General features: G+C 67.1%; 12 protein-coding genes. 8 read left to right on the top strand and 4 right to left on the bottom strand.

What is annotated here, in order from left to right:
• Positions 1–20: 20 nt before the first annotated feature.
• Together dmeF and AC24R4_RS15500 are read right to left on the bottom strand one after the other, a co-directional pair.
• The gene (gene dmeF, locus AC24R4_RS15505) at positions 21–1,031 is read right to left on the bottom strand and encodes a CDF family Co(II)/Ni(II) efflux transporter DmeF (protein WP_400395366.1); all 1,011 of its coding nucleotides are present in this window, start codon (positions 1,029–1,031) and stop codon (positions 21–23) included.
• A 113-nt stretch (positions 1,032–1,144) separates the two neighbouring features.
• Positions 1,145–2,062, bottom strand: a complete 918-nt coding sequence (locus AC24R4_RS15500; RefSeq protein ID WP_400395368.1) for a LysR family transcriptional regulator — start codon at positions 2,060–2,062, stop codon at positions 1,145–1,147.
• A gap of 140 nt (positions 2,063–2,202) precedes the next feature.
• Between AC24R4_RS15500 and leuC the strand changes: the two genes are divergently transcribed.
• The 4 genes from leuC (at position 2,203) to AC24R4_RS15480 (ending at position 6,311) form a co-directional block, all read left to right on the top strand.
• Positions 2,203–3,618 carry a 3-isopropylmalate dehydratase large subunit gene (leuC, locus tag AC24R4_RS15495; protein WP_487523327.1) on the top strand — a complete coding sequence of 472 codons (1,416 nt, stop codon included), beginning with the start codon at positions 2,203–2,205 and terminating at the stop codon, positions 3,616–3,618.
• Positions 3,619–3,632: 14 nt separating this feature from the next.
• Positions 3,633–4,277, top strand: a complete 645-nt coding sequence (gene leuD, locus AC24R4_RS15490) for a 3-isopropylmalate dehydratase small subunit (RefSeq protein ID WP_400396818.1) — start codon at positions 3,633–3,635, stop codon at positions 4,275–4,277.
• Positions 4,278–4,289: 12 nt separating this feature from the next.
• Positions 4,290–5,174 carry an alpha/beta fold hydrolase gene (locus tag AC24R4_RS15485; RefSeq protein ID WP_487523326.1) on the top strand — a complete coding sequence of 295 codons (885 nt, stop codon included), beginning with the start codon at positions 4,290–4,292 and terminating at the stop codon, positions 5,172–5,174.
• Positions 5,175–5,723: 549 nt separating this feature from the next.
• Positions 5,724–6,311, top strand: a complete 588-nt coding sequence (locus AC24R4_RS15480) for an acyloxyacyl hydrolase (protein WP_400394913.1) — start codon at positions 5,724–5,726, stop codon at positions 6,309–6,311.
• 9 nt (positions 6,312–6,320) lie between these two features.
• Here the strand turns inward: AC24R4_RS15480 and AC24R4_RS15475 are convergent, their stop codons facing one another.
• Positions 6,321–7,766, bottom strand: coding sequence for an aminotransferase-like domain-containing protein (locus AC24R4_RS15475; protein ID WP_400394910.1), 1,446 nt, complete (start codon positions 7,764–7,766; stop codon positions 6,321–6,323).
• A gap of 306 nt (positions 7,767–8,072) precedes the next feature.
• Here AC24R4_RS15475 and aptA point away from each other — a divergent pair, with 306 nt between their 5' ends.
• The 3 genes from aptA to bcaP all read left to right on the top strand — a co-directional run bounded on the left by aptA (position 8,073) and on the right by bcaP (position 12,642).
• Positions 8,073–9,404 carry an omega-aminotransferase AptA gene (aptA, locus tag AC24R4_RS15470; protein ID WP_400394908.1) on the top strand — a complete coding sequence of 444 codons (1,332 nt, stop codon included), beginning with the start codon at positions 8,073–8,075 and terminating at the stop codon, positions 9,402–9,404.
• Between the two features lie 30 nt (positions 9,405–9,434).
• On the top strand, positions 9,435–10,952 hold the full coding sequence (locus AC24R4_RS15465) for a CoA-acylating methylmalonate-semialdehyde dehydrogenase (RefSeq protein WP_400394906.1): 1,518 nt from the start codon (positions 9,435–9,437) through the stop codon (positions 10,950–10,952).
• Positions 10,953–11,232: 280 nt separating this feature from the next.
• Positions 11,233–12,642: a branched-chain amino acid transporter BcaP gene (bcaP, locus tag AC24R4_RS15460; RefSeq protein ID WP_400393981.1), complete on the top strand. Its 1,410-nt coding sequence runs from the start codon at positions 11,233–11,235 to the stop codon at positions 12,640–12,642.
• Here bcaP and AC24R4_RS15455 read toward each other — a convergent pair whose 3' ends face one another.
• Positions 12,643–14,043 (bottom strand): aminotransferase-like domain-containing protein, encoded by a 1,401-nt coding sequence (locus tag AC24R4_RS15455; protein ID WP_400393983.1) that lies wholly within the window; start codon positions 14,041–14,043, stop codon positions 12,643–12,645. It abuts the gene before it with no gap.
• Positions 14,044–14,221: 178 nt separating this feature from the next.
• Between AC24R4_RS15455 and AC24R4_RS15450 the strand changes: the two genes are divergently transcribed.
• Positions 14,222–14,560 (top strand): DUF2917 domain-containing protein, encoded by a 339-nt coding sequence (locus AC24R4_RS15450; protein WP_400393985.1) that lies wholly within the window; start codon positions 14,222–14,224, stop codon positions 14,558–14,560.
• Positions 14,561–14,580 lie beyond the last annotated feature (20 nt).

Here is a 14,580-nt window from a genome sequence, read left to right as displayed (position 1 = left end):
TCCCTGACGTCGGCCGCGATCTAGTGGCGGTGCGAGGTCCGGCCCGGTGCCGGACCATCGTCGCACTGGTTGATCTCGACGCTGACATGCACCAGCTCCTCGTGCACTGACAGGGCCTGGCGCACGCGTTGCGGCGTCAGGGTGGCGTCATGGGTGACCAGGCTGGCGATGCAGGCAAACTGTTCGCGGCCCACGCGCCAGACGTGCAGGTCCGCCACGCGGGTGTGGCTGTCGCCGTGGGCGAATGCGTCGAGCACTTCGCGTACTTCCGCTACCACGGGGTGGTCCATCTCGCGGTCCAGCAGCACCGTGCCGCTCTGGCGCAGCAGGCCGATCGCCCAGCGACCCACCAGCACGGCGCCCACCAGACCCATCACCGGGTCCAGCCAGCCCCAGCCCAGCCACCAGCCGCCGGCCAGTGCCACGATGGCCAGCACGGACGTGGCCGCATCGGCAATCACGTGCAGGTAGGCGGCGCGCAGGTTGATGTCGTGATGCGCGTGGCCGTGATCGTGACCATGGCCATGGCCGTGGTGGTGGTCGTGCCCGTGGCTGTGGCCGTGATCGTGTCCATGGTGGGCGCCGCCCAGGATCAGCGCGCAGCCCAGGTTGACCAGCAGGCCGATGGCGGTCACGGCCATGGCTTCGCGGTAGTGGATCGGTGCGGGGCTAAACAGCCGTTCGATGGAACCGAAGGCCATCAGGCCGGCCACGCCCAGCAGGAACACGGCGCTGGCAAAGGCGGCCAGCACCTCGATCTTCCACGTGCCGAACGTGAAGCGCGCGTCCTGCGCCAGCCGCCGGGCCGCGGCATAGGCAAATGCCGACAGGCCGATGGCCACTGCGTGGGAACTCATATGCCAGCCGTCGGCCAGCAGCGCCATCGAATTGAAGCCCAGTCCGGCGGCAATCTCGATGGCCATCATCGCCAGCGTGATCCACATCACCAGGCGGGTGCCGCGTTCGGCGGCCTGGTTGCCGGTGTCGAAGACGTGGGAATGGGTCCAGGCCGAGAAATTGTGCGTATGCATGAGGAAGTCCGTGATGCGGGATGGATGCAGTCCCTAGGGTACCAGCCGCATCCGGACAGTCATCTGACAACCATGGGCGCCCGGGGGTTGTTGCGCCGCCGGCGCGGGGCCCGCTACCAGCCGTGATAGTCGGCCGCCGTGTCGTACCCGCCAAAGTGGTCGGCCATGAAGTCGACAAAGGCGCGCACGCGGGCCGACAGCTTGTCGCGCGAGAGATACACCGCGTAGATATCGGCCGACGGCGCCGACCATTCGGATAGCACCTGCCGAAGCCGCCCGGAGCGCAGCAGCGGCGCCACCTCCCATTCGGACCGCAGCACGATGCCGTGCCCCTGGAGCGCCCAGTTCACGGCCACCTCGCCATCGTTGGTGGCCGCCGCGCCGCGCACCTTGACCGTCTCCTGACGGCCCGCCGCCTGCAGGTGCCAGGTACCGTACGCGGTTTCGCTCTCGCGGATGACGATGCAGCGGTGCTGCTGCAGGGCGCGCGGCGACGCGGGCTCGCCATGGCGCGCCAGGTAGGCCGGCGCGGCGCACAGCAGCCGGCTGTTCGGCGCCAGTTTGCGCGCGTTGAGCCGGGCATCGGGCAGGTCGCCCACCAGGATGCCGACATCGAAGCCTTCCTCGGCCAGGTTCAGCGCGCGGTCGGTCAGCTGCAGCTGGACTTCGACATCGGGATACGCCTGCAGGAAATCGCCCACGGCCGGCGCGATATGCCGGCGGCCGAAGCCCAGCGTGGCATTCACCCGCAGCAGACCGCGCGGCGCTACCCGGCTGCCGCCCAGCCCCTGTTCCAGTTCCTCCAGTTCGGCCAGGATGCGCGCGCCCTGGTCCAGGTAGGCCTCGCCCTCGGGCGTCACCGACAGACGCCGCGTGGTGCGATTCAGCAGCCGCACGCCGAGCCGGGCCTCCAGCGCGGCCAGCCGCTTGCTGGCGGCCGAAGGGGTCAGGCCCAGCTGCTGCGCGGCGCCGGCCAGGCTGCCGCGCTTGACCAGCAGGATGAAGAAGGCGAGGTCCGAAAAGGTGTCCATGGTGGCGATCGTGCTGGAAATCCGACAGCGAGACTGGTGAATCCACGGCACGAATGACATGCGATTCGCGAAATTATAGCGATGGATTCCGCGATTAGACTGCCTGTCATTCCATCCCCCACAACAGGCAGGCAAGCAACATGGCCGGACGCACGCTGTATCGCAAGCTCGTGGAGTCGCACACCGTGGTCACGCTGGACGCTGACAACGTGCTGCTCTACGCCGATCTGCACATCATGAACGAGTACACCAGCCCGCAGGCCTTCGCGGGGCTGGCGGAGCACGGCCGCAAGGTGCCGGCGCCGGGCCAGCAGCTGGCCGTGGTCGACCACATCATCCCCACGCATGCGGAGTCGCCGCGCGTGATCCAGGACCCGGCGTCGGCGCTGCAGGCGCGCAACCTCAAGCGCAACTGCGACCTGCACGGCATTCCGCTATTTGATACCAATGACCCGCTGCAGGGCATCGAGCACGTCATCACGCCCGAGCACGGCATGATCCGCCCCGGCATGGTCGTGCTGTGCGGCGACAGCCACACCACCACGTATGGCGCCTTTGGCGCACTGGGGTTTGGCATCGGCACGTCCGAAGTGGAGCACGTGCTGGCCACGCAGACGCTGGTCTACCGCCTGGCGCGCGACATGCGCATCCGGGTGGACGGCCTGCTGCCGCCGGGTACCACGTCGAAGGACCTGATCCTGCACATCATCTCGCGCATCAGCGCCCAGGGGGCGCGCGGCTACGTGGTGGAGTTCACGGGCAGCGCCATCCACGCCCTGTCGATGGAGGCGCGCATGACCCTGTGCAACATGACGGTCGAGGCCGGCGCGCGTGGCGCGTTGATCGCGCCGGATGCCACGTCGGTGAACTATGTGCTGGGGCGCGCCGCCGATATCGACGGGGCCATGGCGCAGGCCGCGCGCACGGCCTGGGCGCAACTGGTATCCGATGCCGATGCTGGCTTCGACGCCGAACTGGTGTTCGATGCCTTGGCGGTGGAACCCTATGTGACCTGGGGCACGAGCCCGGACCAGGCCATCCCGGTCAGCGCCGCCGTGCCGCATCCGGCGGACGCCGCGGACGACATCGCGCGGGCTTCGGCCGAACGTGCGCTCGACTATATCGGCCTGGCGCCCGGCAGCCTGCTGCAGGGCCTGCCGGTGCAGCGGGTGTTCATCGGCTCGTGCACCAATGGCCGGATCGAAGACCTGCGCGCCGTGGCCGATGTGGTACGCGGGCACAAGGTGGCGGACGGCGTACGGGCGATGGTGGTGCCCGGGTCCGGTGCCGTGCGCGAGCAGGCCGAGGCCGAGGGCATTGCCGCGCTGCTGCGGGAAGCCGGTTTCGAATGGCGCAAGCCCGGCTGCTCGATGTGCCTGGCCATGAACGACGACGTGCTGGCGCCGGGCGAACGCTGCGCATCCACCACCAACCGCAATTTCGAGGGCCGCCAGGGCCGGGCGGGCCGCACCCACCTGATGAGCCCGGCCATGGCCGCCGCGGCCGCCATCACGGGCTGCATCACCGACGTGCGCCAGCTTGGCCTTTCCCGCTGACCGGAGACCCCACAATGTCCGCATTCACCCTGATCGAAGGCATCGGCGCACCGCTGCCGCTGCCGAACCTGGACACCGACCAGATCATGCCCAAGCAGTTCCTGCGCGGCATCGACAAGGCCGGGCTGGACCGTGGCCTGCTCTACGACATGCGCTTCGACGAGCATGGCGCGCCGCGCCCGGATTTCGTACTGAACCAGCCGGCCTGGCGCGATACCGGCGTGCTGGTGGCCGGCCCCAACTTCGGCTGCGGTTCCAGCCGCGAGCACGCCGTCTGGGGGCTGCAGCAGTACGGCATCCGCGCGGTCATCGCGCCGAGCTTCGGCGAGATCTTCTATTCGAACGCCATGAACAACCGCCTGCTGCTGGTGATGCTGCCGCAGGCCCAGGTGGATGTGCTGATGCGCGCCGTGAGCGACCCGGCGGCACCGGCATCGATCCGCATCGATCTGGACACGATGACCGTGGCCGCCGGCGACTTCACGGCGCCGTTCACGCTGTCGGACCGGCACCTCGACATGTTCCGGCGCGGCCTGGACATCATTGGCATGTCGCTGACCCACGCCGACGCCATCGCGGCATTCGCGGGCCGCCACCATGCGGCCAGCCCTTGGCTTCGCGATGTGGCCCGCACTACCATGGCGCGACTTGCGGGCTAAGGAGACAGGACGATGTTCGAAGGTTTCAAGACGCACCGGATCGACCATGATGGCGTGCAGATCCACGCCGTGGTGGGCGGAGAGGGGCCGCCGCTGCTGCTGTTGCATGGGCACCCGCAGACCCACGTGATCTGGCACAAGGTGGCGGGCGAACTGGCGCGCCATTTCACGGTGGTGGCCACCGACCTGCGCGGCTATGGCGACAGCGGCAAGCCGGCCGGGCTGCCGGACCACAGCAACTACAGCAAGCGCGTGATGGCGGCCGACCAGCTGGCCGTCATGCGCCAGCTTGGCTTCGAGCGGTTCCGGGTGCTGGCGCACGACCGGGGCGCCCGCGTGGCGCACCGGCTGGCGGTCGATCATCCGCAGGCCGTGGAAAAGCTGGTCACGCTGGACATCGCGCCGACGCTGGCCATGTACAACCAGACCACCGAGGCCTTTGCGCGTGCCTACTACCACTGGTTCTTCCTGATCCGTCCGGCACCGTTCCCCGAAACGCTGATCGAGGCCGATCCGACGCTGTACCTGCGCCAGACCATGGGCGGGCGCAGCGCCGGCATGACGCCATTTACCGACGCCGCACTGGCCGAATACCTGCGCTGCCTGAAGCTGCCGGGCGCCGCGCATGGCCTTTGCGAGGACTATCGGGCCAGCGCGGGCATCGACCTCGAGCACGACCGCGCCGACATCGAGGCCGGCCGAAAGGTCGAATGCGACATGCTGGCGTTGTGGGGCGCCAACGGTGCCGTGGAACAGTGTTTTTCACCTTTGGAAGAATGGCGCAAGGTCGCGCGCAATGTGACGGGTCACGCCATGCCCTGCGGGCACTACATCGCCGAGGAAGCGCCGGAACTGTTGCTGGCCGAAGTGCTGCCGTTCCTGCGCGACGGACGATGACAACTCTCTGATTTCTCAGAGATTTCTTTGCCCGCTGCGGCTGCCCGGCTGCGCGCGCGGCCCTGGACTGGCCGGTGTCGGCGGCCGCTGCGTGATGGGCTCGTGAGGCGCTCGCGACACATCTGGCAGCGGCGCGACACCATTTACGTCGATACACCTGTTCCAACTCCGGTCTGCACGGATGGCCATGTGCTGGCATCATCGCGAGCTGGAGGATGTTTTTAGTGGAATTGCCGCGTTGCCCGCACATCGGCAGCCTGCTCGGCGATTTACATGCATTCGTGAATGTATGTATAATCCGTCGCAAAAATTCCAGTTAAAACTTCTCCTCAGCTGTTAATTCCCACAATGACGTACCGATTTATTGCAAGCTGCCTCGCCATCTGGCTCGGGATCTGTGTTGCCGCGAGCTGGGTGGTAGAGCGGCTCTGGGCCTGACCCGTCCCTGGCGCCAAGGTGCTTCGGCGGGGCCGGCAGTCGATTTCGTCTAGTTGCCGAGTCACTCTCTTCGATGTCTTCACCATGAAGACAACACAACAAGAACGCCGCATGCATCTCGCCAAGTCACCCCGATCCCTGTTCGTCCTCCGTACCCTGGCCGTCGCCGCAGCCTTCGCTGGTGCCAGTTCGGCCGCCAGCGCCGAAGAGCTGGTGGGCTGGGCCCATCCGGCCGTGCACATGGCCTATGGCCGCGATACCAGCCACGACGTCAACAAGTACGAGTTGGGCGTCAACTTCAATACGCCGATCCAGTACGGCAACCCGCAAGGCTGGCTGTTCAGGCTGCAGGCGGAGTTCAATGTGGCCGGCTGGGACGCGCGCGGGGGCACCAACCAGCAAAACCTGTTCGAATTTGGCATTTCGCCGATCCTGCGCGTCGAAAAGCGCGGTGGCTACTTCGTGCCGTTCGCCGAGGCCTCGGTGGGTGTGCGCGTGCTGACGCACACCGGAACGTCCGACGAGCATCGCATGGGCAGCGCCTTCCAGTTCTCCGACATGCTTGGCGTGGGCGTGGGCTTTGGCAAGAACGCCAATACCGAAGTCGGTTTCCGGTTCCAGCACATTTCCAATGCCGGCATCAAGGAACCGAACCCGGGCAGCAACTTCTACACCGGCTACGTGCGCTATCGCTTCTGATTGCCTGCGTCAGGCGGCCCGGGTGCGGGCCCGGCCGCCGCGCAGCGCGTCGAAAAACGCCCACAGCTGGGGCGCATCGCCAGTGGCCACGTTGAAGCGGATCCACGGCGAATCGGTTTCATCGGGTTCGAAGTACGAACCGGGCGCCAGCCAGATGCCGTGTTCCAGCGCCAGCGTTGCCAGCTGGTTGCCAGTCAGTGCCGGCGCGCCATCTTGCTGCGCCAGGCGGGCCCAGGCGAACATGCCGCCGTCGGGCCGCAGCATGATCTCCAGACCATGCGCTTCCATTCTTTCCGCCACGCGATCCTGTTGCGCGCGTAGCCGTTCGGCCAGCGCGGCCACGTGCCGCCCATAGTGGCCGCTGGTCAGCACCGAATACACGAGCCGTTCGGTGACTTCCGATGAAGTCAGACCCACCGCCATCTTGGTCTGCGCAAAGGCCTTGGCCAGGTCCGGACTGGCCGCCAGGTAGCCCACCCGCAGCGACGGCGTGATCGTCTTCGAAAACCCGTTGACGTAGATCACCTGCGACAGGCCATCCATGGCCGCCAGCATTGGGGACCCGGCCGGCGCCAGTTCGCGATAGATATCGTCTTCCACCACCAGCAGCCGGTGCTGCTCGGCCAGTTGCAGCACGCGAAACGCGTTCATGCTGGTCAGACTGGCGCCGGTCGGATTCTGCAGCACCGTGTTGACGAACAGGGCGCGCGGCGCGTGCTGGCGGATGGCGTCTTCGAGCGCATCGGTGTCCAGGCCGGCCTCGGTACGATTGACGCCCACGGCGCGCAGGCCGGCCAGCCGCAAGATCTGCAACAGATTGCAATAGCACGGCGATTCCACGAGCACCGTGTCGCCGGGCCGGAGCAGGGTGCGCACCACCAGGTCCAGCGCCTGCGTGGCGCCCTGCGTCAGCACCACCTGTTGTGCCTGCACGGGCATGCCGTACTGGCTCAGGTGCGTGGCGATGTGTTCGCGCAAGGCGCCAAAGCCGTATGGGTGGCCGTATCCGGACACCTGCGCGGCCGGCACACGCGCCGCGCTGCGCATGGCCTGGTGCAGGCCTTCTTCGTTGAGCCAGTCGCCGGGCAGCCAGCCGGCGCCGGCCTTGATCGGCACGGAATGGTCGGCGAAGACATCGGACAGCAGCCACGCGGCGTTGAGCGCCGGGGCCTCCCATTGCGACGTGCGCGCCTGGCCGGCCGGCGTATGCCGATGCGCCACCGTGTAGCCCGAGCCGGGCCGCGCGGTCAGGTAGCCCAGCGCGGTCAGCCGGCCATAGGCCTCGGCCACCGTGAAGGTGCTGACGTTGTGCTGCTGCGCGAAGCGCCGCACCGAGGGCAGCAGGGCGCCGGCACGCAGGGCGCGCTGGTCCACCAGCCCGGCAATGCCGGCCACGATCTGTTCGGTCAGGGTTTCACCGCCACGGCGGCTTCGTGCGAGGTTCAGGTTCAACATGGGACGGCTGCAAGGTGCGAAACCTGTACAGTGTACTGGCTTGCGGGCAGGACGCCCGAATTGGTGCGCTGCAGCGTGCGGGCCTTGTGCCGGATCGGTTTCAGGGCTGTCACAGCGCACGGCCCGCCGTGCGGCCGTGCCGCCCGCGGCATGCATGCCTGTACGGTTGCCGATGCCTAAACTGTACGGTAAGGCGGCGATCTCGTGACCGTATATTCTTTACGCCGGACCCCGCCGGTAGAGTTGCCGGAAACCTCGGCGTCGCATTTCGCGCGCGCCACCCCGCATACCGCACCAGGAGAACGTATGGACGCCGCCAAGACCGTGATTCCCGATCTCGAAGCCCTGTGGATGCCGTTTACCGCCAATCGCCAGTACAAGGCCGCCCCGCGCCTGCTGGCATCGGCCAGCGGCATGTACTACACGACCCACGATGGCCGCAAGGTGCTCGATGGTTGCGCCGGTCTCTGGTGCGTGGCCGCCGGCCATTCGCGCAAGGAGATCGTCGACGCGATCGCGCAGCAGGCGGCCACGCTGGACTATGCGCCGCCGTTCCAGATGGGCCATCCGCTGGAATTCGAGGCCGCCACCAAGGTGGCAGCCCTGATGCCCAAGGGGTTGGATCGTATTTTCTTTACGAATTCGGGTTCGGAGTCGGTCGACACGGCGCTGAAGATCGCGCTGGCCTACCATCGCGCCCGCGGCGAAGGCCAGCGCACGCGCATCATCGGCCGCGAGCGTGGCTACCACGGCGTGGGCTTCGGCGGGCTGGGCGTGGGCGGCATCGGCCCGAACCGCAAGATGTGGTCGGCCAACGTGATGCCGGGCACCGACCACCTGCCGGCCACGCTGAACATTGCCGAGGCGGCGTTCTCGAAGGGCCAGCCGCAATGGGGTGCCCATCTGGCCGATGACCTGGAACGGCTGATCGCGCTGCACGATGCGTCGAACATCGCCGCCGTGATCGTCGAGCCGATGGCGGGTTCCGCCGGTGTGCTGATTCCGCCGGTCGGCTATCTGGAGAAACTGCGCGAGATCACCAGCAGGCACGGCATCCTGCTGATTTTCGACGAGGTGATCACCGCCTTTGGCCGCCTGGGCGCCGCCACCGCGGCGGAGCGGCTGAAGGTCACGCCGGACCTGATCACGATGGCCAAGGCCATCAACAATGCCGCCGTGCCGATGGGCGCCGTGGCCGTGCGCCGCGAAGTCCACGACGCCGTGATCAACGCCACGCCACAGGGCGGCATCGAACTGCCGCACGGCTACACGTATTCCGGCCACCCGCTGGCGATGGCGGCCTGTATCGCCACGCTGGACCTGTACAAGCGCGACAGGCTGTTCGAGCGGGCGGCCGAGCTGGCGCCGAAATTCGAGGCCGCCGTGCACGGGCTGCGGGGCGCGCCTTATGTGAAGGACATCCGCAACCTGGGCCTGGTGGCCGGCGTGGAACTGGAATCGCGCCCCGGCGCCCCGGGTGCGCGCGCATACGAGGCGTTCCTGAAATGCCTGGAGCTGGGTGTGCTGGTACGCTACACCGGCGACATCCTGGCGTTCTCGCCGCCGCTGATCATTGCCGAGGCCGAGATCGACCAGTTGTTCGATACCGTACGCCAGGCCCTGCAGAGCATCCAGTAAGACCTGCCCGAGACATAGAGGAAGACCGCAGTGAACATCGCAGAAAACCGGCAGATTGCCGAAATCCATCACTACATTGGCGGCAGCGTGCAGCGCGCCGGCACGGACCGCTTTGCCGATGTGTTCAACCCGGCCACTGGCGACGTGGCTGCCCGCGTGGCCCTGGGCACGCCGGATGACGTGGCTGCCGCCGTGGCCGCCGCCAAGGCGGCCTGGCCCGCCTGGGCCGAGATGCCGCCGCTGCGCCGGGCGCGCATCCTGTTCAAGTTCAAGGAACTGCTAGACCGCCACCACGACGACCTGGCCGCGCTGATCACGCGTGAGCATGGCAAGGTGTTTTCCGATGCCAAGGGCGAAGTCACGCGCGGCATCGAGGTGGTGGAGTTCGCCTGCGGCATTCCGAACCTGCTCAAGACCGATTTCACCGACAACATCGGCGGTGGCATCGACAACTGGAACCTGCGCCAGCCGCTGGGCGTGGTGGCCGGCATCACGCCGTTCAACTTCCCGGTGATGGTGCCGATGTGGATGTTCCCGGTGGCGCTGGCGTGCGGCAACACGTTCGTGCTCAAGCCGTCGGAGCGCGACCCGTCGCCGAGCCTGCTGATCGCCGACCTGCTCAAGCAGGCGGGCTTGCCCGATGGCGTGTTCAACGTGGTGCAGGGGGACAAGGTGGCCGTGGACGCACTGCTGGCGCACCCCGACGTGCAGGCGCTGTCGTTCGTGGGCTCCACGCCGATTGCCGAGTACATCTATACCGAAGGCACGAAGCACGGCAAGCGCGTACAGGCCCTGGGCGGCGCCAAGAACCACCTGGTGGTGATGCCCGATGCCGATCTGGACCAGGCCGTCGATGCGCTGGTCGGTGCCGCCTACGGTTCGGCCGGCGAACGCTGCATGGCGATCTCGGTGGCCGTGGCGGTGGGCGAGGTCGCCGACAAGCTCGTGCCGCGCCTGGCCGAACGTGCCGCATCGCTGAAGATCCGCAACGGCATGGAAGGCGACGCCGAGATGGGTCCGCTGGTCACGGCCGCGCACAAGGCCAAGGTCGAGGGCTATATCGCCAAGGGCGTGGCCGAGGGCGCGAAGCTGGTGACCGACGGCCGCGGCCACAAGGTGGACGGCCACGAGAACGGCTTCTTCGTCGGCGGCACGCTGTTCGACAACGTCAAGCCGGACATGACGATCTACAAGGAAGAGATCTTCGGCCCGGTGCTGTCGGTGGTACGCGTGCACGACTTTGCCGAGGCGGTGGACCTGATCAATCGTCACGAATTTGGGAACGGTGTGTCGTGCTACACCAGCGACGGCGGCATCGCCCGCGCGTTCGCGCGCCAGATCCAGGTGGGCATGGTCGGCATCAACGTGCCGATTCCGGTGCCGATGGCCTGGCATTCGTTCGGCGGCTGGAAGCGTTCGCTGTTCGGCGATCACCACGCCTACGGCGAGGAAGGCGTGCGCTTCTACACGCGCTACAAGAGCGTGATGCAGCGTTGGCCCGACAGCATCGCCAAGGGCGCGGAATTCACCATGCCGGTGGCGAAGTAGATCGCAGATTCTTTGATTTCTCTGATTTCCCGATGCCGGCCGGCATCGTCGTCTTGAAGGCGCCCTGAACAGGGCGCCTTTTTATTTGTTCGTGCGCGGGCACGGTGGCGGGCATCGCGGTGAGGCCGGTCCGCCATGACAACGCGGCCGCCGGCGCGTATCATCGCGCCCTTCCGCCGGCGCCCCTGTCTTGCCACCGTCCAAAAGATGTGCGGCCCAGGCCGCCGGTGCGACTTGTACAACCTATAGTCAATGCACGGACTGTCGCCCGGAGCCGCCCATGAGTCTCTTCCGCACCAAGAACATCGAATCCATGCTGGATGTCAGCGAGCATGATGGATTGCGCAAGGTGCTGGGGCCGGTGGATCTGGTGCTGATGGGCATTGGCGCCATCATCGGCACGGGCATCTTCGTGCTGACCGGCACCGGCGCGCTGACGGCCGGGCCGGCGTTGACTGTGTCGTTCGTGATTGCGGCCATGGCCTGCGGCTTTGCAGCGTTGTGCTACGCAGAATTTGCGTCCGCGATTCCGGTGTCCGGATCGATCTACACCTACAGCTACGCCACGCTGGGCGAGATCATCGCGTGGATGATCGGCTGGGACCTGCTGCTCGAATACGGGCTGGCGACCTCGGCGGTGTCGGTGGGGTGGTCGGGCTACTTCCAGTCGCTGATGGCCGGCTTCGGGCTGCACCTGCCCGCCGCGATCACGGCCGCGCCGGGCTCGGTGCCGGGCGTCCATACGCTGGTGAACCTGCCCGCCATCCTGATCATGCTGGCGATCACGTGGGTGGTGTCGTACGGCGTGCGCGAGTCGGCGCGGCTCAACAACGTGATGGTGGCCATCAAGATCACCGTGGTGCTGCTGTTCATCGTGGTGGGCATCTGGCACGTGAAGCCGGCCAACTGGCAGCCGTTCGCGCCGTTCGGCTTCACGGGCATCTTCAATGCGGCGGCGCTGGTGTTCTTCGCGTTCATCGGTTTCGATGCCGTGACCTCGGCGGCCGAGGAAGTGCGCAATCCGGGCCGCGACCTGCCGATCGGCATCATCGGATCGCTGGCGGTCTGCACCATCCTGTACGTGGCGGTGGCGGCCATCATGACCGGCATCGTGCCGTTCATGAAGTTCGAGGGCGTCGATCATCCGGTGTCGCTGGCGCTGCAGTACGCGGGGCAGAACTGGGTGGCCGGGTTTGTGGACCTGGGCGCCATCCTGGGCATGACCACGGTGATCCTGGTGATGACCTACGGCCAGACGCGCATCATCTTTGCGATGTCGCGCGACGGCCTGCTGCCCGAGGCGCTGTCGGCCGTCCACCCCGTTCACGCCACGCCGTTCACGGCCACGTGGGCGGTGGGCATCGTGTTCTCGGCCATCGCCGGGTTCGTGCCGCTGAACGTGCTGGCGGAGCTGATCAACATCGGCACGCTGTCGGCCTTCACGCTGATCTCGATCGCCACGCTGGTGCTGCGCCGGACGCAGCCGCACCTGCCGCGCACGTTCCGCTGCCCCGGCGTGCCCGTCGTGCCGCTGCTGTCCGTGGCGTTTTGTCTATTTCTGATGGCACACCTGCAGAAGCTGACGTGGATCACATTCCTCTGCTGGCTGGCGCTGGGCCTGGTGATCTATTTCGCCTATTCGCGCCGCAACGCCGTGCTGCACAACCACGGCGGCGACGCCCAGGGCTGATCAGCGCGCGGCGGCCTGCTCGAAAAAGGCGCGCGAGCGCGGCTCGCCGGCGTAGGCCGAGTTGATGCGCACCCAGGCCGACGTCTCGCCGCCTGGGCGGAAGAAGTGCCCCGGTGCCAGCGAGATGCCATGGGTCTCGGCCATCGCCACGAGGTCGCGCGAGTCCTCGATCGCGGGCGAGCGGGCCCACAGGAAGTTGCCGCCGGCCGGCTCGCAGAACACCTCCCAGCCGTACTGGCCCAGGATCTTCACGGCATCGGCCGTCACCTCGCGCGTGCGCACGCGCAGCCGCTCGACGTACTTGCGATAGGCGCCGCGCTCCAGCATCGTCGCCGTCACGGCTTCGGCAAAATGCGATCCCGCCACGCTGGTCAGCACCTTCACGTCGATCAGGTCCTTGATCAGCGCCTTGTCGGCGACGATATAGCCCACGCGCAGCGCCGCCGAGACCGTCTTCGAAAATCCGCCGATGTAGATCACGTGTTCGAGCTGGTCCAGCGTGGCCAGCCGGTCGGTGAAATTGAGCTGGAAGTCCGAAAAGATGTCGTCCTCGACGAAGCGGAAGTTGTGCCGGCGCGCCAGTTCGAGCAGGCGGAACGCCACGGGCGGCGCCAGCGTGGAGCCGGTGGGGTTCTGCAGCACGCTGTTGGTGAAGAACAGCTTGGGCTTGTGGTCGCGCAGCAGCCGCTCGCAGGCCTCGGGGTCGGGTCCGTTCGGCGTGTGCGGCACGCCCACCAGCTGCACGCCATGCATGCGCAGCAGCCCGAACAGGTTGTAGTAGCCGGGGTCCTCGACGAAAACCGTATCGCCGGGCTTGAGCAGGTGGCGCACGATCAGGTCCAGCGCCTGGCTGGCGCCCGACGTGATCAGCACCTGCGACAGTTCCGCTTCGATTCCCACCTGCCGCGCGCGGGTCAGCACATGCTTGCGCAGCGCCGGGTGGCCCAGCGGCGTGGCGTAGTGGATCACGCTGTCGATGTCGTGCCGCGTGATATGGCGGATGGCCTGCGTCAGCCCCTCCACATCGCGCCATTCCTCGGGCACGAAGCCGCCGGCCAGCTTCAGCGTGCCGCTGGGATGGTGGAACTGGTCGATGATATGCAGCGACAGGTCTTCGGCCAGGCTCGGGTCGGACCATCCGCGCCCACGGCGCCCCGTCAGCGCGCTTTCGGCCACGTAGAAGCCCGAACCCTGGCGCGAATCCACGAGCCCCTGCGACACCAGGCGGTCGTACGCCTCGATGACCGGAAAGCGGCTGATGCCGTGTTCGGCGGCCAGTGCGCGGATCGACGGCAGGCGGGCGCCCGGCGTGGCCTCGCGCGAGCGGATCCAGTCCTTCACGCCGAGCACGATCTGCTCGGTCAGGGGCACGCCGGTAGAGGAATCGATGACAAGTTTCATGGGTGACGGGAACGGCAACTGTCAGTCAAAACTACTGAACAGTTCAACGAAAACTGTTCGGAACTGTGCATGGGATTGTAGTCCCCGCCATGAATAATGGAAGCGTGGTGCGGCGCCCCCTTTTTGCCTCCGATCCCTTGATCCAGAGCGGCCGCACCGGCAAGACAAGGAGACACCCATGCGTGAACTCAGGACTTTCGAACTCGACGAACCGGGCCGGCCCGTCAGCTGGCGTGCGCGCCACGGCCAGAGCGTGACCGCGCTGGAAGGCAGCTTCTGGCTGACTTTGGAAGGGCAGTTGGCCGACATCTGGCTGCGCCCCGGCGATGTGTACGCACTGGTCGAAGGCGAGCGGGTCTGGCTGTCCGGCGAGGCGCCGGTTGCCCGCTTCCTGCTGACCGAGACGCCGGCGCCATGGTCGCTGCGCCGCGCCTGGTGCGTCGTCCGCCAGTTCAAGCGCCGCTGGGACGCCCGCAAGACCGACGCCTTCGGCGACTGCCCGCAAATCCACGCCTGACGGGCGTCAGGCACGTTCTC

The sequence above is a fragment of the Cupriavidus sp. CER-90 genome, from assembly GCF_057652055.1.
This window is presented reverse-complemented; position numbering and strand designations above follow the sequence as displayed.

Excerpts from the sequence above, each read along its gene's own strand:
- dmeF (WP_400395366.1), bottom strand. The coding sequence starts at position 1,031 with ATGCATACGCACAATTTCTCGGCCTGGACCCATTCCCACGTCTTCGAC.
- AC24R4_RS15500 (WP_400395368.1), bottom strand. The coding sequence starts at position 2,062 with ATGGACACCTTTTCGGACCTCGCCTTCTTCATCCTGCTGGTCAAGCGC.
- leuC (WP_487523327.1), top strand. The coding sequence starts at position 2,203 with ATGGCCGGACGCACGCTGTATCGCAAGCTCGTGGAGTCGCACACCGTG.
- leuD (WP_400396818.1), top strand. The coding sequence starts at position 3,633 with ATGTCCGCATTCACCCTGATCGAAGGCATCGGCGCACCGCTGCCGCTG.
- AC24R4_RS15485 (WP_487523326.1), top strand. The coding sequence starts at position 4,290 with ATGTTCGAAGGTTTCAAGACGCACCGGATCGACCATGATGGCGTGCAG.
- AC24R4_RS15480 (WP_400394913.1), top strand. The coding sequence starts at position 5,724 with ATGCATCTCGCCAAGTCACCCCGATCCCTGTTCGTCCTCCGTACCCTG.
- AC24R4_RS15475 (WP_400394910.1), bottom strand. The coding sequence starts at position 7,766 with ATGTTGAACCTGAACCTCGCACGAAGCCGCCGTGGCGGTGAAACCCTG.
- aptA (WP_400394908.1), top strand. The coding sequence starts at position 8,073 with ATGGACGCCGCCAAGACCGTGATTCCCGATCTCGAAGCCCTGTGGATG.
- bcaP (WP_400393981.1), top strand. The coding sequence starts at position 11,233 with ATGAGTCTCTTCCGCACCAAGAACATCGAATCCATGCTGGATGTCAGC.
- AC24R4_RS15455 (WP_400393983.1), bottom strand. The coding sequence starts at position 14,043 with ATGAAACTTGTCATCGATTCCTCTACCGGCGTGCCCCTGACCGAGCAG.
- AC24R4_RS15450 (WP_400393985.1), top strand. The coding sequence starts at position 14,222 with ATGCGTGAACTCAGGACTTTCGAACTCGACGAACCGGGCCGGCCCGTC.